Source organism: Chryseobacterium vaccae, from assembly GCF_009602705.1.
Lineage (GTDB): Bacteria > Bacteroidota > Bacteroidia > Flavobacteriales > Weeksellaceae > Chryseobacterium > Chryseobacterium vaccae.
In genome coordinates, this window is sequence record NZ_VSWH01000001.1 from 1,557,559 (window position 1) to 1,576,531 (window position 18,973).

At 38.7% G+C, this 18,973-nt stretch carries 15 protein-coding genes; 5 read left to right on the forward strand and 10 right to left on the reverse strand.

Annotated elements, in window-relative coordinates; all coding sequences use genetic code 11:
- The first annotated feature begins 229 nt into the window (after positions 1–229).
- The 3 genes from FW768_RS07055 to FW768_RS07065 all read left to right on the forward strand — a co-directional run bounded on the left by FW768_RS07055 (position 230) and on the right by FW768_RS07065 (position 4,341).
- Positions 230–2,440 (forward strand): glycoside hydrolase family 3 C-terminal domain-containing protein, encoded by a 2,211-nt coding sequence (locus tag FW768_RS07055; RefSeq protein WP_394349972.1) that lies wholly within the window; start codon positions 230–232, stop codon positions 2,438–2,440.
- A 292-nt stretch (positions 2,441–2,732) separates the two neighbouring features.
- Entirely contained in the window at positions 2,733–3,845 is a 1,113-nt protein-coding gene (locus tag FW768_RS07060) for an SMI1/KNR4 family protein (RefSeq protein WP_153394058.1), read from the forward strand.
- 4 nt (positions 3,846–3,849) lie between these two features.
- The gene (locus FW768_RS07065) at positions 3,850–4,341 is read left to right on the forward strand and encodes an SMI1/KNR4 family protein (RefSeq protein ID WP_153394060.1); all 492 of its coding nucleotides are present in this window, start codon (positions 3,850–3,852) and stop codon (positions 4,339–4,341) included.
- A 49-nt stretch (positions 4,342–4,390) separates the two neighbouring features.
- Here FW768_RS07065 and FW768_RS07070 read toward each other — a convergent pair whose 3' ends face one another.
- Complete coding sequence (locus FW768_RS07070) at positions 4,391–5,185, reverse strand: response regulator transcription factor (RefSeq protein WP_153394062.1); 795 nt, start codon at positions 5,183–5,185, stop codon at positions 4,391–4,393.
- 174 nt (positions 5,186–5,359) lie between these two features.
- Between FW768_RS07070 and FW768_RS07075 the strand changes: the two genes are divergently transcribed.
- The gene (locus FW768_RS07075; RefSeq protein WP_153394064.1) at positions 5,360–5,680 is read left to right on the forward strand and encodes a hypothetical protein; all 321 of its coding nucleotides are present in this window, start codon (positions 5,360–5,362) and stop codon (positions 5,678–5,680) included.
- Complete coding sequence (locus FW768_RS07080) at positions 5,677–6,669, forward strand: hypothetical protein (protein WP_153394066.1); 993 nt, start codon at positions 5,677–5,679, stop codon at positions 6,667–6,669. Before FW768_RS07075 ends, FW768_RS07080 begins: the two co-directional genes overlap by 4 nt.
- Before the next feature lie 47 nt (positions 6,670–6,716).
- Here the strand turns inward: FW768_RS07080 and FW768_RS07085 are convergent, their stop codons facing one another.
- The 9 genes from FW768_RS07085 to FW768_RS07125 form a co-directional block, all read right to left on the reverse strand.
- The gene (locus tag FW768_RS07085) at positions 6,717–8,864 is read right to left on the reverse strand and encodes an outer membrane beta-barrel protein (RefSeq protein ID WP_153394068.1); all 2,148 of its coding nucleotides are present in this window, start codon (positions 8,862–8,864) and stop codon (positions 6,717–6,719) included.
- A 194-nt stretch (positions 8,865–9,058) separates the two neighbouring features.
- Positions 9,059–9,613 (reverse strand): DUF2652 domain-containing protein, encoded by a 555-nt coding sequence (locus FW768_RS07090; RefSeq protein ID WP_153394070.1) that lies wholly within the window; start codon positions 9,611–9,613, stop codon positions 9,059–9,061.
- Between the two features lie 58 nt (positions 9,614–9,671).
- Positions 9,672–11,087: an efflux transporter outer membrane subunit gene (locus tag FW768_RS07095; protein ID WP_153394072.1), complete on the reverse strand. Its 1,416-nt coding sequence runs from the start codon at positions 11,085–11,087 to the stop codon at positions 9,672–9,674.
- Between the two features lie 18 nt (positions 11,088–11,105).
- On the reverse strand, positions 11,106–14,246 hold the full coding sequence (locus FW768_RS07100) for an efflux RND transporter permease subunit (RefSeq protein WP_153394074.1): 3,141 nt from the start codon (positions 14,244–14,246) through the stop codon (positions 11,106–11,108).
- A gap of 9 nt (positions 14,247–14,255) precedes the next feature.
- Positions 14,256–15,401, reverse strand: a complete 1,146-nt coding sequence (locus FW768_RS07105; protein WP_153394076.1) for an efflux RND transporter periplasmic adaptor subunit — start codon at positions 15,399–15,401, stop codon at positions 14,256–14,258.
- 218 nt (positions 15,402–15,619) lie between these two features.
- Complete coding sequence (locus tag FW768_RS07110; RefSeq protein WP_153394078.1) at positions 15,620–16,537, reverse strand: helix-turn-helix domain-containing protein; 918 nt, start codon at positions 16,535–16,537, stop codon at positions 15,620–15,622.
- Positions 16,538–16,618: 81 nt separating this feature from the next.
- The gene (locus tag FW768_RS07115; protein ID WP_153394080.1) at positions 16,619–17,365 is read right to left on the reverse strand and encodes a metallophosphoesterase; all 747 of its coding nucleotides are present in this window, start codon (positions 17,363–17,365) and stop codon (positions 16,619–16,621) included.
- A 305-nt stretch (positions 17,366–17,670) separates the two neighbouring features.
- Complete coding sequence (locus FW768_RS07120) at positions 17,671–18,450, reverse strand: GLPGLI family protein (protein ID WP_153394081.1); 780 nt, start codon at positions 18,448–18,450, stop codon at positions 17,671–17,673.
- Between the two features lie 48 nt (positions 18,451–18,498).
- On the reverse strand, positions 18,499–18,819 hold the full coding sequence (locus FW768_RS07125; protein ID WP_153394083.1) for a hypothetical protein: 321 nt from the start codon (positions 18,817–18,819) through the stop codon (positions 18,499–18,501).
- Between the last annotated feature and the right edge of the window lie 154 nt (positions 18,820–18,973).

Below are 18,973 nucleotides of genomic sequence, written 5' to 3' on the forward strand. Positions count from 1 at the left end.
TCAGAGATTAAAACTAAAATTGAATGATCAATATCTGATTTTTTCAGCTTTAAAACTGATAAAAACTGCCGACAGATAATCCAGGCAGTTTTTTTATAATTTAATTTTCATTTTCTCAATTTGAGATAATAAAAAATTTTCTTTACTTTTGCTTACAATCAAATAACCAGGCATTATGTTAAAGAAAACCGCCATTCTAAGTTTATTCACCTTCATTTCTGTTTCTTATATGGCTCAGACCACACCTGCACTACCCGTTTATTTAGATGAATCGAAACCTGTAGAACAGCGTATCCAGGATGCTCTTTCGAGAATGACTCTGGAAGAAAAAGTGGCAATGCTTCATGCCCAGTCGAAATTCAGCTCTCCGGGGGTTCCAAGATTGGGAATTCCGGAATTCTGGACAACGGACGGTCCTCACGGGGTACGTCCGGAAGTAATGTGGGACGAATGGGACCAGGCCGGATGGACGAATGATTCTATTATTGCCTACCCTGCCCTGACTGCTTTATCCGCTACATGGAACAAGAAAATGTCATGGAATTATGGAAAAGCTTTGGGGGAAGAAGCCCGCTACAGAAAAAAAGATATTCTTCTGGGGCCAGGGGTTAATATTTACAGAACACCGTTAAACGGTAGAAATTTCGAGTATATGGGTGAAGATCCTTATCTGACCTCAAAAATGGTAGTTCCTTATATTAAAGGCGTACAGTCTAACGGGGTGGCTACTTCTGTAAAGCATTTTGCGCTCAATAATCAGGAAATGTTCCGCCATACCAGCAATGTTATTGTTGATGACAGAACGCTTTATGAAATCTATCTTCCGCCTTTCAAAGCCGCTGTAACTGAAGGAGATTCCTGGACGATTATGGGAGCATATGATCTGTATAAAGGTCAATACGCCAGCCAGAATCAATATCTTTTAAACGATATTCTGAAAAAAGAATGGAAGTATAAAGGTGTCGTAGTATCCGACTGGGGCGCTGTAAATAATACCGAACAGGCAATCCATAACGGGTTGGATCTTGAATTCGGAACATGGACGAATGGCCTTTCCGCAGGCACAAAGAATGCTTACGACAATTATTTTCTGGCAAAACCCTATTTAGATTTAATCAAATCCGGAAAAGTAGGAACCACTGAACTGGATGATAAGGTAACCCGACTGCTTCGCCTTGCCTACAAAACAACAATGAACCGAAACAAACCTTTCGGAAATATTGCTTCTGAAGAACATAAAGCCATAGCCAAAGAAATTGGTGAAGAAGGTATTGTTCTATTGAAAAATCAAGGAAATGTTCTGCCTATTGATCTTAACAAAGCAAAAAAAATAGCGGTTATTGGAGAAAATGCTATTAAAATTATGACGGTAGGCGGTGGCTCCTCTTCATTAAAGGTAAAATATGAAGCACTTCCTTTAGACGGAATTAAATCCAGATTCGGGAAGCAGACTGATGTACAGTTTGCCAGAGGGTATGTAGGAGACATCGGCGGAGAATATAACGGGGTAAAATCCGGGCAGGATTTAAAAGACACCCGTTCTGAAACAGAATTGCTTACCGAAGCTGTAGAACTTGCTAAAAAGTCAGATTATGTGATCTTCGTTGGCGGACTGAATAAAGCCGATTTCCAGGATAGTGAAGGAAATGACAGAAAAAGTTATGGTCTTCCTTACAATCAGGACAATGTAATCTCAGCTTTAGCAAAAGCCAATAAAAATCTGGCTGTAGTTCTGGTTTCCGGAAATGCAGTAGCAATGCCATGGATCAAAGAAGTTCCCACAATATTGCAAGCCTGGTATCTAGGGTCAGAAGCAGGAAATTCAATCGCTTCTATTTTGGCGGGAGATGCTAATCCTTCAGGAAAACTTCCGTTTACATTTCCTGTAAAGCTTGAAGACAATTCGGCTCATCAATTAGGAGAATATCCTGGACAGAAGGATGAACTGGCAGCAGGAAAAGGAAAAGATCAGAAAAATCCAATCAATATTACCTATAATGAAGGAATTTTTGTAGGCTACCGCTGGCATGATACTAAAAACATCAAACCTCTTTTCAGCTTCGGACACGGATTGAGCTATACGACTTTTGAATTCGGAAAAGCAAAAGCGGATAAAACCACAATCTCCCAGGATGGTACCATCACTTTTACAGTAACAGTGAAAAATACAGGAAAAAAAGCCGGTGCTGAAGTAGTCCAGCTTTACATCAGCGATTTAAAATCTTCTGTACCACGCCCTGCCAAAGAATTGAAAGGTTTTGAAAAAGTATATTTAAACCCCGGCGAACAAAAAGAAGTCACCTTCACCGTTGATAAAACCGCATTAAGTTATTTTGATGCCAATAAACATGACTGGATTGCAGAACCTGGAGATTTTGAGGCTTTAATCGGGAATTCTTCAGATGGAATTAAAACGAAAGTAAAGTTTACTTTAAAATAGGTATAGGCAGGAAAAGAAAATCTCACATTTCCGGCAGTTTTTTTTAGTTGATAAAGCAGGTTTCTGACAGGAATCTGCTTTTTTATTTTTTGACCTTGTAAATTTCTAAAAACTAATGCGTGCTTTTATGCATTAAGCTCTTAAACTTATTTATACTAAAGTGCAGAACCTTTTGTGATTAAACACGGGTGCACGAATTCTTATTTATTGTGGATTTTACATATTTTCTTAATAGTATGTGCTTCTCCAACGATTTTTTTAAATTTACATTTGAAAGCCCTTATCAACTCTTATGCAGCAACAACTTCCCGCCCATTGGCATGCCTTTATCAAAGTATTTCAGAAAAAATACACTGAAGAAATCGTGTATGGCATTTGCCGGGTATTCCGGGATAAGGAAGAAATATTAGAGCGTTATACCACCTATGATTTCGAACAATATCTGCCTGACTATATCCCTGTTGCGGATGATTCCGGAGGCCGTGTGGCGGTCATCTCCGTTCATGAGAATGACAAAAAAGTCTATGTAAGCGATTACGGTGTTTTACAGGAGTCTGAACTGGCTGTACTGGACCGGGATCTCATGCACTGGATGCAGAGAAAGCTTCCTTTTGACTATGATTCGCCTAAAGAATCATCAAAAGGAGAAATAGAAAATCTTCAACAGCTGAACCATAAATTATATGACGAGATTGCTCAGCATATCGATATCGTCAATTTTCTGAAAGCAAAAATCAGGATAGAAGGAATGTCCCTTCCTGAAAATTACGCTAACCCTGAAGAACTCTGCTATTTCCAGCAGGGATATCGTTACAATGCTAATAGTGAAGATTTGGCGGGATTAAAAACAGGTGATTTTAAACCAACCTGGCTGGTATTGGCCACCAATTATTTTGATGATCCGTTTTTTATTGATCTCGAAGAATCTGACCGACAGTTCCCTGTCTATTTTGCCTTTCACGGACAGGGAAAATGGACTCCTATTATGGCCGCACCTTCTATCCGGCAATTTGAGAAACAGTTAAACGATATTCAGAGTATTCAGTATAATAAGGATGCTTTGACTGATTATCTGAAAAACGTTCCGGATAATGAATTCTGGAATGAGGTACGGGAAGTCGCTGAATCTATGTCACCATTGGATGAAGAAAAGATTGAGGAGAAAATATCAGCTTCAGACTTTCGCAGAGCACGGCTTTATATAACAGATACCGGTCCCAATAAGATCAAAATAATTTCTCTGTTGAAAGCAGAATTAGGTATTTCAGGCCCTGAAGCATTGCAATTGAGCAAACGGCCCAGGATCTTATTCTCCGAAGCCTATTTCAAATGGATAGAAGCCGACATTAAAAAACTGGAAAGCCTCGGAGCAACAACAGAAATTGAAATCATCACCGAAAAATAAGAGAATGAATCCATTAGCAGATCACCCAGATTTTACCATAAAAACCGGTTCAAATGGAAGACTTTCAGAAGACTTTTTGAAACGTTATCCAAAAATTCCTGAAGATTATAACATCTTCCTGAAATCATTTTTATTGCTTACCAACCTATCTGACACTACATGGTTCAATAGTATTTCTGATTTTAACGACTCTCATACTGAAAGTGAGTTCAGCTGGAACGAGTTTGAACAGCAGTCTCTGGCAGCTTTTGAAGGTGATGAAACAACCCGGAACCAGATCATTAGTTTTTGGAATGCTCATCTGCCTTTCATTCTTTCCGTAAAAAACAGCTATGCTTATTTCTCAATTGGCACGGCAGATAATAATTTTGGGAAGATTTATTTCGGGGAAGAACCTGAGTATGAGGAAACTGATCATGTAGCCGACAGCTTTTCTGAGTTTCTGGAAGCTTTAAAAAATAAAACCCTTGAAGAAAGATATTTAAATCTGTTTTAAAATATACTTTACAAACAAACTTTACCGCTTACTTCTGCCAGCTTCACTTTTAAATATATCCATATTCAATGGCTACTTTCACAAGCTCCGAAACTTTTCTGCATCCGGTTTTTCGGAGAATACTTTTCCGGTGTGTGGTTACTGTATGATAGGAAATACTGAGCCTGTCCGCAATCTCTTTTGCAGAACTTCCTCCGGCCAGCAGGGTAAGCACCTCAACTTCTCTTTTAGTCAGCAGATCCTTCAGTTCAGGATTCCTGATATCGGGAAGACAGTGCATCTGGTGAAAATCATTCCGGCTGCCAATTCCCTGCACCAATACAATATAGCTGTTTTCTTTTGTAATATGCTGGATATTGGTATGAATATTAACAGCCTGCAGGAGTTTTCCGTCATCACTTTTCGCAGTATGCAGGGCCTGATGGTGAAACATTTCATAATTTCCTTTTGCCGTTTTCATCCGGAAACAATAACTTGTCTTAAGCTCCTGCTGGTGTTTAAAACCATCTATTTCTCTCATCTTTTCAATAGTCATTCTTTCCGCTTCCATTACAAAATCCAGATCTGCAGGATGTATAAGATCTATAATTTCTTTAAGGTGGTGAGGAAGCTGCTTCAGGCCGTGCATTTTAAGGATATTGGGATGATGCCCGCTTAAGGTACTGTCTGCAATATTAATTACATAATAATAGAATTCTCCCATGGAGAACACATCCCCTATGATCTTTTCAATAGAGGGTGGAGGAGAAATTTCATTTCCGTTTTGTAAAACTTCAGGATAATTATTCCAAACCTTTACAAGAAGATGAGGTTTTTCAGCATCTGTTAAAAACTTTTTACCCATAAAGTTACTTTGCTATAAAATTAACATAATTTATGTTAAAAATTACCCGAAAGTAGTATTTTTTTGTAAAGAGACAAAATCTAACTTTGATAGTGTTCAGAGAGCTCACCTGCTATTATCAAAAGTTCCGGAACCATTAAAAAACTTTATAAACAACCACAAAATTTTTTACCCATGAGAAAAATCATCAACATCGAACTGAGACTTAAAAAGAGAGGCTCAGTCTTCACCTGGGAAGTTTTCCTTGAAAACACCAACAGTAATTCGAGAATCGGCAGCGGATGGGACTACAACGCAAAATCTGGATATTATTATGTAAAGTTACAAGACTATCCAATTGACGACAATGCACTGGATGTCTTTATTGGCTGCGAAGGTAAAGAAAATGGAGAAATTGAATGCTCAGTTCTCATTAACGAAACAGAACAGTCTAACAAAGTTACCTGCAGAAATACTGATTATAATTACGGACATCAAGCTTATGAATTCGTATGAAAAAGATTAACTTTTGTCTGTTCTTTTTACTCATCTCACTCTCTTTCATGAAAGGACAGCTTCTTATTGAAGACAAAAACGGAGATGCCTTATTTCAACCCATGCTGACTGTAAATGAGTCTTCATCTCTCATGAGCAGCGGTTTGATTAAGTTAAATACAGGAGATCAGAGTATAGGATTTGACTATTACAACAGAACAACCCCATTTGGTCAGCCAAAATATAAATTCTGGACATTGGGAGTCAAAGTAAAGCCCACAGAAGGATATGCTGCTGTTTTTAAAAACGGACAGTTTTCACCGGGTATCAATATTTCCGGATCCCTCAATCAGGTTAAAATATTTGATAGAGAAGCAACGAAGCCCGAAAATAACTTTTTAGACTGGGGCAGCATCTATGCCAGTTATTCCGTGAATAAATACCAACTCTATAAAAGTGATACAACTTTTAAAAGTCAGCTTTCTTCAAAGAGCTTTTCAGGATTATCGCTAGGCCTCAATTACAATATGCTTATAAAAAGCAGTTGGCTGATTAGCTTTAGGGCAGGATATTCTAGAACGAACAATTATAATGATTTAACTTCCGTTGAAGTAAGGGACAGTAAAATACAAATAGACACAGAAAGTTCGGTAACAAGAGAGATTCTAACAACTAAAACAGCTAAACAGGGCAATTATAAGGAATATGACAGTTATCCTTTCCATGTCAGTCTAAGCAGGCTTACACCCGATAATATGGATGAAAAAAGTCTGACATTCGGTTATAGCATTTACGTTAGTGGAAAACCAAATAATATTACAAAACCCATAACGGATGCGGGAGTAATGGTATTTGTATCCCAGATGAAAAAAGATGTCAGTATTACCACTATAGGATTAAGCTTTCAATTCAATGATTTTTTTGATACGCAGAATCTTAATAACGGACTTATGAAACGGTTAAGCATTGGACTGACAACCAACTTTCCATTGTTCAGCAAAACAGAATAAATAAAAAAAGTGCCGGATTAACGGCACTTTTTATGTTATCTTATAGACTACTTGCCCCCTCCTGCATTTTTCTCTACATCAGTCTTAGTATTCGATTTCACTTTCTGGTTTCCAAAACGTTTTACAAAGGAAATTGAGGCTCCGTACCAGTCCCATTTTGAGGAAGTTCTGATAGTTCCGTACTGGCTGAAGCTGGTAGCATCATAATTTGGTCTCTGGAAAATATTCATCAGCTGAAGGCTGACCTCCATCTGGGTTTTAGGGAATATTTTTGTGGCTGAGAAATTATGAAAAACATTCACTTTGTTTCCATATGAATTACCGCTGTTCTGATTGGCAATCTCCACCCAGGCACTCAAATTAATATTTTTGTTGAAAAGATTGGTGTACGACAGATTGGCAGAGCCTCCCAGATAACTCAGGTATTTGGCTCCCTTCAGGTCATTCTTTTCATTGAAATCATGGTTATCAACATAATACCATCCTATTCCTACATTTACATTCAGTTTATTTTTCAGGAAAGACTGATTGGTATTGGCAAAAACGTAATATTTCTGAACTTTACCATTTAGGTTCGAAGGAAGGGTAACAAGTAAATTATTTTCTTCTTTTAAGGTGGTCCAGTAATCCTGGTCGGTGAACATATACCTTGCTGAAAGGAAATATTTTTTCTTGAATCCGAATTTCATATACAACCTGTGGCTTGGGTTAGGGTCCAGTTCCATATTTCCTCTGCTGTACGTTCCGTCATTGGTGGGAACAAGAAAAGGATTGAACTCGGAATACCATGGACGCCATAGGTTTTTGTTATACGTAAGACTCAGATCATATTTATCTGAAAAAGTATACTTCACCAATAAATTAGGAAGGAATGCCCCGTAAGAATCTTTTCTTTCTGTTCCGGCTATATCCTGTCTCATTTTAAGATCAATATGCTCATAACGTAGTCCTACTCTGGTTTCCAGCTTTTCAAAAAAGGTTTTGCTGTAGTTGGCATAAAGGGAATTGATATTATCTTCATAATGGAAAACATCATTTTTACGGATATTATTCAGGTAACTCCCGTTTGCGTCATTCGCAATCACATTATTATTGAAATCCATTTTTCCTCCTACTTCAAAGCTGCCTCCTGATTTCCCTATAGGCTGCGTATAATCTACCTTCACGTAATAATTACGGGTCTGTTCATCAGAATTGGTTAACAAAAGATCCGAAACAGGGGAAACATTAAATGTTTTTAAGAAGGTATTAGAATTGATCTGGGAATTATAATTAGTCCCTACGTTGATATCAAGAATTTTATTTTTCTCTTTATCATAATACTTATAGAAAAGGTTGGTTCCCAAAGTCCTGTATTTTCCCACTACATCCTGGTCCTGATGATAGGAATCCTGGTATTGATTATAATTAAGATAGTTGATTCCGTCAGCATCCGATGTGGAAGTATTTCTGCTCTGATAATATTCCAGGATAAGTCCTACATTGTTTTTATCATTCAGTTCAAACTCAGAGGTCGAGGAGAAAGAAGGACTCTTCCCTCTTCCGGTTACTTCATTATTTACCTGGCTCACAGAGTTATCTTTATACAGTGTATTTTCAAAAAAACTTTTCTGAACATAGGTATTATCACTGTAACTTCCGATAAGGGTCTGGGTAAAATTCTTCTTATGATAATTCAGGTTAAGATTGGTATACTGAGAGTTCTTTGTCTGTTGTCTGTTGTTAAAAGTCACACTCCCTTTCAATCCCTCATCATCTCTTCTTTTCAACACGATATTAATCACCGAACCTGTTGTTTCATATCGTGAGGAAGGACTTGTGATTACTTCAATCTTCATCAGGTTATCCGCAGGAATGGTTTTAAGATATTCCTTTAACTCCTTTCCTGTAAAAACAGATTTACGGTCGTTAATGTATACCGTCACCGATTCTCCCTCCGCTTTTACAGCATCATTGTTATCGATACTTACCATAGGGGTCATTCTCAGGACATCCCAGGTTGTATTTCCGGCAAGAATAGAGCTGTTGGCAACATTAAAAACAGTACGGTCCACTTTAGACTCTACCGTTGGTTTTCTGGCAGTCAATGTTACTGCTTCTATTTCTTTCTCGTTTTTCTTTATTGTGTCATTCGTGGCTTGGGCTAAAGTTAAAGAACCCATTAATAAAGCTACCGAACATATAATTATTTTCATCCAAAGTAATATTTCTCTTATAAGACACCTATGGGTGAAAGTTTGTTACACGAAAAATGAAAAAAAAGGAAAATATTTCAAAGTCCTTCTTTTAAAGGAAAAATTAACACTACATATATCACTAAATAATGAAAAATGTCCGGAAAAATCCGGACATACAATAGCAAATTTACAAGGATTAAAAAATAGATATGCTAGTTTACATTTTCAAAATAATGGATCATGCCTACCTCAGGAAGATGACGGCTGGAAGTTTTCAGGGTAACTTCATTATTACTGCTACTTTCCAGAAATGAATTGCTGAATAAAGCATAGGAAGGCTGTTCTGCAAAATCATTCTTCAGCATTTGATGAGCTTCCACAACCGGCTTTCCATAAAGCTTTTTAAAATTCCCGATCTGGTACTGCGAAAATTTTCCGTAATGCACAATAAATTTCAGCGACAGATCAATAGATGTACTTAACGCTTTGCTCAATTCTTCAATCTTTTTATTAAAAGCATTCCGCATTTTCAAGAGCATTGCAGAAATATTTCCATAAGACGGATTTTCATCGTAACGGTAGAACAAAATAGCATCACCTTCGATCTCCGAAATCTCGAAATAGCGCCCGTTCACATCAATCAATGTTGAAAGAAGCTGTCTCACAATATATTCTCCCGTATAAAGCTTTGTGTTGAACACAAATTCGGTAAACCCGCTGAAATCGGGGATAAGAATAATACCATCTTGTATATCTGCATTCTTCATAATAGTATGGATTAAAAACCTGCTGCATCATTACAGACGAAGCAGGTTTAATTTTACTTTATTGCCATCCGCCTCCTACCGCTCTGTAAAGCGTAGTAATGGCATTCAGTCTTTGAGCTTTCAGGGAAGCCAGATCAAGTTCCGTCTGAAGTTTATTCGTTTGGGCGATAATCACCTCAATGTACGTGGCTGAATTGTATTTAAACAGAATATCCGCTTTCTTTACCGCTTCATTCGATTTTACAACTAACCCTTCCGCTATTTTCTGCTGCTCTTCAAGCTTCTGGATCTGCACCAACGCATCGGAAACCTCTCCTACAGCCTTCAGTACGGACTGTTTAAAACTGATCTCAGCCTGACCTGCCAATACTTTGGACTGTTCATACTGTGTTTTCAGCTGTTTTCCATTCAGAATAGGCTGTGCAATAGCTCCGGCAGCCATTCCGAATAGTGATCCGGGAATACTGAACCACTGGCTTGCCTGGAAAGCATTCAAACCACCCTGCGCTGTAATATTCAGTGAAGGATACATGCTCATTTTTGCAACATGAATGGCTGCAGCACTTTTTCTTACTTCAAGCTCCGCACTTTTAATATCCGGCCTGTAACTTAATAATTCTGAAGGAATACCCGTTGCCAGATGATCCGGTGACTGTACGTTATTCAGGCTTGCACTTCTCTCAATCCTGTCCGGCATGGAGCCCGTGAGCAGACTTAATGCATTTTCCTGAGTGGCTATAGAACTTTCTATCGCCGGAATGGATTTCAGGATCTGATCTTTTACAATTTCCTGCTGCTGTACTGCCAGGGCAGTGGTAAGCCCTAATTCCTGCTGTTTTGCTAAAAACTTCAGGGTGTTGTCTGCATAGGTAAGATTAGATTTTGTGATTTCCATCTGGGTATCCAGCATCAGGAGATTATAATATCCCTGCACTACAGAGGCCACAAGCTGAGTTTTAACAGCCTTGGCAGCTTCCTGTGTTTTAAGGTATTCTGTAAGAGCCTGCTCTTTTCTGCCTCTGATCTTTCCCCAGATATCCGCTTCCCACGAAAAATTGAGCGAGGCAGTATAGTCTTCCATATACCGTTTCCCCATAAACTGTCCGGCCATCATTCCGTTCATGCTGTTATCCGAAGGTCTGCTGATATTCGCATTGAGACCACCGCTGATCACGGGAACATTTCCCCATTTGCTCTGGTTATAAGCTAATGACGCAAACTCTATCTGTTTTAAAGCAACAAGAAGGTCATTATTCTGTGTAACAGCTTTATCAATCAGGGCAACCAGAACCGGATCTTTGAAGAAATCCCTGTAGCTGGTTTTCGCGATATTTTCCTGAGTATCTGTAGTAATGCTGTCACCTCTGAAAACCTCAGGCATTTTGACTTCCGGCCGTTCATATTTCTGAACCTTACAGGATACTGCCGCTCCTGAAATAAGTGCGATATAAGCTATATTTTTAATTGAATTCATTGTCATAATCATTTGGATTTAATATTCCCAGTCGGCATCCGTTATCGTTTTTCCGCTCATCTTTTCATGCAAAGCCTGAAAGACTACAAAAAGTACCGGAACCACAAAAATCCCCAGTATTGTTCCGAAAAGCATCCCAGAAACGGCCGCATAACCGATGGAATGGTTTCCTAGCGCAGAAGGTCCTACCACAAACAGCAACGGAAGAAGTCCCGTAATAAATGCCAGTGAAGTCATCAGAATTGGACGCAGACGTGCTTTTGCTCCTTCTACTGCCGAAGCGATCAGACTTTTCCCTGCTCTTCTTCTCTGGATGGCAAATTCTACGATCAGGATCCCGTTTTTGGCCAGAAGCCCGATCAGCATCACCAAAGCAATCTGTACGTAGATATTGTTGGAAAGATCTGCCAGTGTAATTCCTACAAATACCCCTGATAAACCTACCGGAATAGCGATCAGAACGGCTAAAGGAAGTACATAACTTTCATACTGTGCGGAAAGAAGGAAGAATACGAACACGATACACAATCCAAAAATCATCACCGATTGTGAACCTGCGGAAACTTCTTCACGGCTCATTCCTTTATAATCATAGGTATATCCCGGAGGAAGAACCTGTTTGCCCACCTCTTCGATTGCGGCCATAGCCTGTCCTGTACTGAATCCCGGAGCCGGCATCACCGTTAAATTGGAAGAGTTGAACAGATTGAAACGGTCTACCACTTCAGCACCTGTTACCTGCTTTAAAGTAACTAATGTGTTCACAGGAACCATTTCCCCTGAATTATTTTTCACGAAAATACCGTTCAGAGATTCTTTATCCTGTCTGGTTTCCGGAGTAGATTGTACCAATACCCTGTAATACTTCCCGAACCTGTTGAAATCCGAAGACTGTATACTTCCGTAATATCCCTGCATTACGCCAAGCACATCAGCTACACTTACACCTAACTGGGCAGCTTTCACCTCATCTACAAGCACTTCAAACTGCGGATAGGTAACATCGAAGGTGGTAAATGCCACTGCTACTTCCGGTCTCTGCATCAAAGCGCCCATCATTCCGTAAGAAATGTTTCCTAAATTCTGAAGTTCCCCGTTGGTACGGTCCTGAAGCACAAGCTCCATCCCGCTGGTATTTCCGAAACCATCTACCGTTGGTGTATTCAGCACAAGGAAATTGGCTCTTTTATCCTGCGAAAGCATTCCCTGAACCTGCCCGATAATATCATTGATATTACTCACTTTTCCTCTCTCCTCTCCTTTCTTCAGCTTTACGAAAATAGAGGCTGCTGAGGATGACATTGATCCGCTGAAGAGATTCAATCCATCTACGGAAATCACCTCATCTACAGCCGGATTTTTCATCAGAAGATCTTCCGTATCTGAAACCACTTTTGAGGTTCTGTCTTTTGAAGCTCCCGGTGCAAGATTGGCTGTTACAATAATAAAACTCTGGTCTTCATCCGGAATAAATCCTTTAGGGGTTGTCATTGACATCCAGGCAAAAAGCCCTCCGAAAACAAGAATAAGAACCATTGCTACCCATTTTCTTTTTAACAGGAACAACACCGATTTTCCGTAACGGAAGATCAGTTTGTTGAAGCTGGCATTAAAACCGGCAAAGAAACGGTCTTTGAAATTCATTTTCTCCTGAGCTCCTCCGTGGTTATGCTTCAGTAACAGGGCACATAAAGCAGGGCTCAGTGTTAAGGCATTCACCGCAGAAATAACAATGGCAATGGCCAGTGTTAAGGCAAACTGCTGGTAAAACAATCCTGTAGAGCCGCTCATAAATGCGACTGGTACGAATACCGCAGACATGATCAGGGTAATTGAAACAATCGCTCCTGTGATCTCACTCATCGCCGACATGGTTGCGGCCCTCGGGTTGAGTTTTTTATGTTCCATTTTAGCATGGACCGCTTCCACGACGACAATGGCGTCATCTACCACAATACCAATGGCCAGTACCAAGGCAAATAACGTCAGGATATTGATTGAAAACCCGAAAATTTTCATAAAAAAGAATGTTCCTATAATGGATACCGGAACTGCAATGGCCGGAATTAAGGTGGAACGGAAATCCTGCAGGAAGATATACACCACAATAAATACCAGGATAAATGCTTCTATCAGGGTATGAATTACCTGATCGATCGACTGGTCCAGTGCTTCTTTCGTTGCATAAGGAATTTCATAATTCATCCCTTGCGGGAACGATTTTTCCAGCTCTTTCATTCTTTCCTGAAGGGCAATCTGCACTTCATTGGCATTAGATCCTGCCATCTGGAATATCGCCATCGTTACTGAAGGCTTTTTGTTATAATTGGAGGAAACCGTATAGCTGTACGCCCCAAATTCTACTTTTGCAATATCTTTCAATTTTAAAACGGAACCATCGCTCAAGGCTTTGATCGTAATATTCTCATATTGTTCAGGCTCTGTAAATTTTCCTTTGTAGCGGAGAACATATTCCATCGCTTCTTTACTTCTTTCCCCGAATCTTCCGGGTGCCGCTTCCAGGTTCTGAGACTGAATAGCACGGGAAACTTCTGCCGGGGTAAGATTATAGGAAGTCAGCTTATTCGGATCGAGCCATACCCTCATGGAGTAGTCTTTATTTCCATATACCATGGCATCTCCTACTCCTTTCACCCTTTTCAGCTCGGGAACGATATTGATTTTAGCATAGTTTTCCAGGAAAAGATCATCCATAGTACCATCTTTACTGGTCAGAGAGACCATGGCGATCATACTGTTCTGTCTTTTCAGCGTAGTGATCCCGGCCTGTACTACTTCTGCCGGAAGCTGGTTGGTTACCTGTGCTACCCTGTTCTGTACGTTAATGGCCGCCTGATCGGGGTCTGTTCCCAATTTAAAAATCACGGTAATGCTTAAAGTACCGTCATTACTTGCAGTGGACGTGATATAATCCATATTCTCCACCCCGTTGATGGCATTTTCCAAAGGTGGTGCCACGGACCTCGCGATGGTTTCCGCGTTGGCTCCCGGATAAGCAGCCGTTACCATGACAGTAGGCGGTGCAATGTCCGGAAATTTGGTAATCGGCAGGCTTACCATACCGACGATCCCCAGAATGACAAGCAGCACGGAAATTACCGTTGCCAGTACGGGTCTTTTTATAATTCTTTTTAACATGATTTTTTCTTACGATTTTTTCTGTTGCGCATTTTTCTTCTGTGCCGTTACGGGAGTTCCCGGCTGCAGCCTGTCGAATCCTGTGGCAATGTATTGGTCACCAGCTTTCAGACCTTTTGAAACAATAAAGTTATCTCCTGCTTTTCCGTTCACTTCTACCGGAAGCATCACTGCTTTTCCATCTTTAATGGTGAATACGAAGATCTTATCCTGAATGGTTCTTGTGGATGCAATCGGAAGAAGAACTACATTGCTGTAAAACTGATCGAGTATGATTTTCCCTGTATTTCCGCTTCTCAGAAGATTGTCCGGGTTGCTGAACTTCGCTCTTAAGGTAATGGAACCTGTTGTTTTGTTGAACTGGCCTTCCACCGCATCAATTTTTCCGGTCTGGGCATATTTCTCACCTCCTGAAAGCAATAAAGAAACCGCAGGCGTATTTTTGATAATTTCATTAATACTGCTTCCTGCATTCTGCTTCTGGAAATTATTGAAATCATTTTCACTCATGCTGAAATAGGTGTATACCTCATGAATATCGGATAGAAGGGTGATCGGCTCCTGGTTGGAAGGTGTCATCAGGCTTCCCAGACGGTAATTGAATCTTCCTATAAATCCGCTTACAGGAGCTTTAATAGTAGAGAAATTAAGATTAATCTTCGTTGATTCAATGGAGGACATCGCCTGGCTTACAGCTCCTCTTGCTCCATTATACGCAGCTTCCGCTTCTTTCACCTGAATATCGGAAACCATTTTGTTTTTCAACAGCTCTTTTTTACGGTCCAGGTCTATTTTAGATGTCGCTAATGCAGCCTGTGCGGTAATGAGGGCTGCCTGTGCACTTTTCAGCTGTTCACGGAATACCTGATCCTCAATTTTGAAAAGGGGCTGTCCCGCTCTTACATAATCTCCTTCATCTACAAAAATTCTGCTTAAATAGCCTGTTACCTGGGGACGGATTTCTACGTTGGAAACTCCTTCTACCGAGGCAGCATATTCTCTGGAAACAGAGGCGTCTCCCTGCTTTACCGTTTCTACCGGAAGCTCAGGTGCCTGCTGCTGATAAGACTGATTGGGGTTACTTTTCTTACATCCCGCTAAAACAATAAGCGAGAGGAAAAGGATAGTGGATTTCTGGATAAAAAATCTCTGCATAACAATATTCCTTTTAAATTTACCGGGCAAAATTCGTCCGAAAAAAATTCAATAGAAATATTCAAAAAACCTCTTCTTTTGTCAAAAAGACCCCCTTATTTAGAAAAACATGAGAAATATCATTTATAGAGTACATAAATGATAATATTTTATATTTTTAATCAAATTTACTGCTCTTATTTAGCAAAAAGACATCTAAAAATATAACCTACTGATTATCAATACAAATCATCTTTACGATATTCCAGCGGAGATTTTCCGGCATGTTTTTTAAAAAATTTACTGAAGGATGCCTGATCAGAGAATTTAAGCTGTGCAGCCACTTCTCCTACATTCAGATTGGGGTTTTTAAGCAATAGCCGGGCTTCTACTGCCAGTACCTGATGAATAATGTCTCTGGGAGATTTAAACATGGTTTTATTGATCACTTTGGTCAGGTATTTACGGCTGATAAAAAGTTTATCTGCATAGAACTGAACATTATGCTCTTCTTTAAAATGCTCCTGTACCAGAATGAAAAAACTGGTAGTAAGCTCATCTTCCCGGAGCGTTACCTGATGTGGTTTTTCTATTTTTTTGAAGTAGTTATCAATTTCATAGATCACCAATGAGAAGTGATGCCAGATCATTTCATTGAAGTAATAATCATCTTTTTCTGTATTATTCAGGGCTTTTAATTCATCCAGGTGAAAGTTCATTTTCCGGTACAGATCCGGTTCGTTCCTGATAATGTGGGTAGGATCTGATGACAGGCTTTTCATTACGTGATTAGACTTATAGTTAAACCCGGCCTGAGAAATAAAATCCATGGAAAAGAAAATATATTTGGATTTGTAATCATCGGCAATCTTTTCTACCCAGAATGTTTCTGACATGGGACAGAAAACAACATCTCCTTTAGCCACCTCATAGCTTTCATCATAAAGTCTGAAACGAATATCTCCCTGCTGCACCAGAAAAATACAGAAATAATCTGAACGGTAAGGGGTATTCAGTTTGACAGCATAGCTGGCTTTATCAATCTCCATAACTACAAATTCTTTCACACGAAGATCAAACTCCACCTGTTCGAGAAGCTCTTCAAAAGTGAATATGGAAACGAATTCCGGTAATGCTGCTGCTGATTTTTTAGGCATCGGAAGTGAAATTATATGCTAAATTAGGGGATTTTTGTGAAAAAGCGAAAGCCAATAGTAGGTTAACTGATAGCTGACAGCTTATACTTCAACAAAAAGCTCTTTATCATAGCCGTTGTATTTTTCATCAATATAACCGTGAGGATTACAAATGACTTCGGTGGCACCGATCTTATATCTGCACGGGGTATGGATATGCCCGTGAATCCAGTATAAAGGCTCATAATCCATGATCAGATCCTCAAGGTCAGAAGCGTAAGCAGCTGTAAGAGGATCTTTGCTGTAATGTTCAGGAACGGATTTTATACTTGGCGCGTGGTGGGTAACGATTATATTTTTCAGACCCGCTGATTCTTCAAGGTTTTCTTTCAGCCAAAGTTTTGAAAACTGATGAATTTTAAAGGTGTCAATGGTCCTCATTTTTGAATAGGAAGGATCACGGCGGATCATTTTGTAGTCGTTCATTTTTGACTGACAAAGCATTCCGTATTGTACGGGGTTTCCAAAAATGGAAAAGTCGGTCCAGAGTGTGGCCCCGTGAAAACGTATTCCGTCAATATCTACTGAGGAATTTTCAAGAACAAAAACAGAAGAGTTTTCTGCTGCAGCTTTGATCTTATTCAGTGTTTTTGGATAGGAACCTTTATAATATTCATGATTTCCCAAGACATAGATGACCGGCTTATTCTGAATCTTAGATTTGATCCATTCTATCCCTTTTGTCCCCAGGTTAATATCTCCCGCTAACACCACAAGATCTGCACTGCTGAAGTCAAGATCAGTAAATCCGAATTCCTGATGAAGATCGCTGATGATCTGTATTTTCATACGGCAAAAGTAAAATATAATCACCAGAAGTAAAAATATGGCTATCTAGGCCGTTATATTAGAAACAGTATAAATTAAAGTACACTTAATCCCTACAGGAAATTAACTCTATGCTGATTATTTATATTTAATAGAAAAATAGATATATTCCTTATTTGAGCAGAGGAAAACTAGATTTTCTCAGCAGATTAAATTGATTGCATATATTTTTATTGATTATAAAACGATTAAAAACAGTATAGTCCATTTTAGACTCTACCGTTGGTTTTCTGGAGGCTGTCTCAAAAGGACAGTCTTTTTTCTTTTTATTCAGTTGGTTTATTTTCCCATTCAAAATTTTTCTCTATACCTAACCTATTGGTGCTGTATTGAATTTTGGCACCTGGAGGAAGGGTCTCTATAATTTCTTTATTATTTTTTAAAAGTAGCTGGTCTTTAAGCTCTGTAAATTTGTTCATTTCAATTTTTGGATATTGTTTAAATGACGGTGTTAAATTGATATTTTCTTTATAATCAATTTCGATCTTTTCTGCTTTCCAAATATTATACGCCTTGTTATCAACTCTAATATCTAAAATAAGTCCAGGTAAACCATAAAATTTAAATGGCCCAGCAGAATAAGGGAGATCTTTTGCAAAGTACGCAGTTATATTTGAACCTCTAAAATTCGTAGTGGCTTTAAAACATTCATATCCTAAAATTTTCTTTCTGCTGCTTTTTTCTATGGTCCATATCGGCTTGGGAACATTATCATGTATAAAATAGTTATCATTAGGATCATTTCCATTTACAGTACCAGTAAAGAAAAAATCTTTTGTGTTCTGATCCTTGTTTATAGTAGACATATAGTAAAATGCTCTTGTAATTTTTGACGGCTTAAAAGCGGTTATTGTACCGCTCGATGTATTCTGATTTCTGAATTGAATAAGTGAATCCTGTCTTGACATAACTTTATTATTATCAATATATAGGTCTTCATAAAGCGTTGCAATCTCTGAGCGGACGTTTAAATACTTTACGTGGATTTTTTGTGAAAACCCAAGTCCCGATATTAATACTAAGCTTAAAAATATAATGTTTCTCATATTACGTTTAAAAATGGGAAATTAATATTAATTTCCCATATTATTTTTTTAGTCCATTGAAACAATAAAGCCCTTTTTCTGTAATCTGTGGATTACTAAGCTTTGCCACATTTGGCAGTTCTCTAATGAACTTTGATCTGATGTTATGAGATCATATCCCGTAATATTTCCATCACCATCGTAATAGGTTACACTAACTCCACAAAGCTGGAAAGGAACAGCATTAGAATCTTCTTTTTTGGTTTCTTCTGAAATTTTCACTTCATACGTTTTCACGTTTGTTAACCCTGTTGGAACTTTCACATCGGCTGTTTTCGCATTTGCTAACCCAGCAACTCCGAAAGCTGCTAATAAAATAACTTTTTTCATTTTTTTGATTTTTTAAATTATTAATTTCTGTGATTGCAATCTTGAACAAGTATAAGAACTTTTTTTATATCACAATTAAGGGAAACTATAATTACTAAAACTTTTTTAGTTTATATAAAATCAATAACATAAAATATTTTTTTCTTTAGTTATT

Coding starts and splice junctions, on each gene's coding strand:
- FW768_RS07095 (WP_153394072.1), bottom strand. CDS start 11,087: ATGAATTCAATTAAAAATATAGCTTATATCGCACTTATTTCAGGAGCG.
- FW768_RS07100 (WP_153394074.1), bottom strand. CDS start 14,246: ATGTTAAAAAGAATTATAAAAAGACCCGTACTGGCAACGGTAATTTCC.
- FW768_RS07075 (WP_153394064.1), top strand. CDS start 5,360: ATGAGAAAAATCATCAACATCGAACTGAGACTTAAAAAGAGAGGCTCA.
- FW768_RS07105 (WP_153394076.1), bottom strand. CDS start 15,401: ATGCAGAGATTTTTTATCCAGAAATCCACTATCCTTTTCCTCTCGCTT.
- FW768_RS07080 (WP_153394066.1), top strand. CDS start 5,677: ATGAAAAAGATTAACTTTTGTCTGTTCTTTTTACTCATCTCACTCTCT.
- FW768_RS07070 (WP_153394062.1), bottom strand. CDS start 5,185: ATGGGTAAAAAGTTTTTAACAGATGCTGAAAAACCTCATCTTCTTGTA.
- FW768_RS07090 (WP_153394070.1), bottom strand. CDS start 9,613: ATGAAGAATGCAGATATACAAGATGGTATTATTCTTATCCCCGATTTC.
- FW768_RS07110 (WP_153394078.1), bottom strand. CDS start 16,537: ATGCCTAAAAAATCAGCAGCAGCATTACCGGAATTCGTTTCCATATTC.
- FW768_RS07065 (WP_153394060.1), top strand. CDS start 3,850: ATGAATCCATTAGCAGATCACCCAGATTTTACCATAAAAACCGGTTCA.
- FW768_RS07115 (WP_153394080.1), bottom strand. CDS start 17,365: ATGAAAATACAGATCATCAGCGATCTTCATCAGGAATTCGGATTTACT.
- FW768_RS07085 (WP_153394068.1), bottom strand. CDS start 8,864: ATGAAAATAATTATATGTTCGGTAGCTTTATTAATGGGTTCTTTAACT.
- FW768_RS07060 (WP_153394058.1), top strand. CDS start 2,733: ATGCAGCAACAACTTCCCGCCCATTGGCATGCCTTTATCAAAGTATTT.
- FW768_RS07120 (WP_153394081.1), bottom strand. CDS start 18,450: ATGAGAAACATTATATTTTTAAGCTTAGTATTAATATCGGGACTTGGG.
- FW768_RS07055 (WP_394349972.1), top strand. CDS start 230: ATGGCTCAGACCACACCTGCACTACCCGTTTATTTAGATGAATCGAAA.
- FW768_RS07125 (WP_153394083.1), bottom strand. CDS start 18,819: ATGAAAAAAGTTATTTTATTAGCAGCTTTCGGAGTTGCTGGGTTAGCA.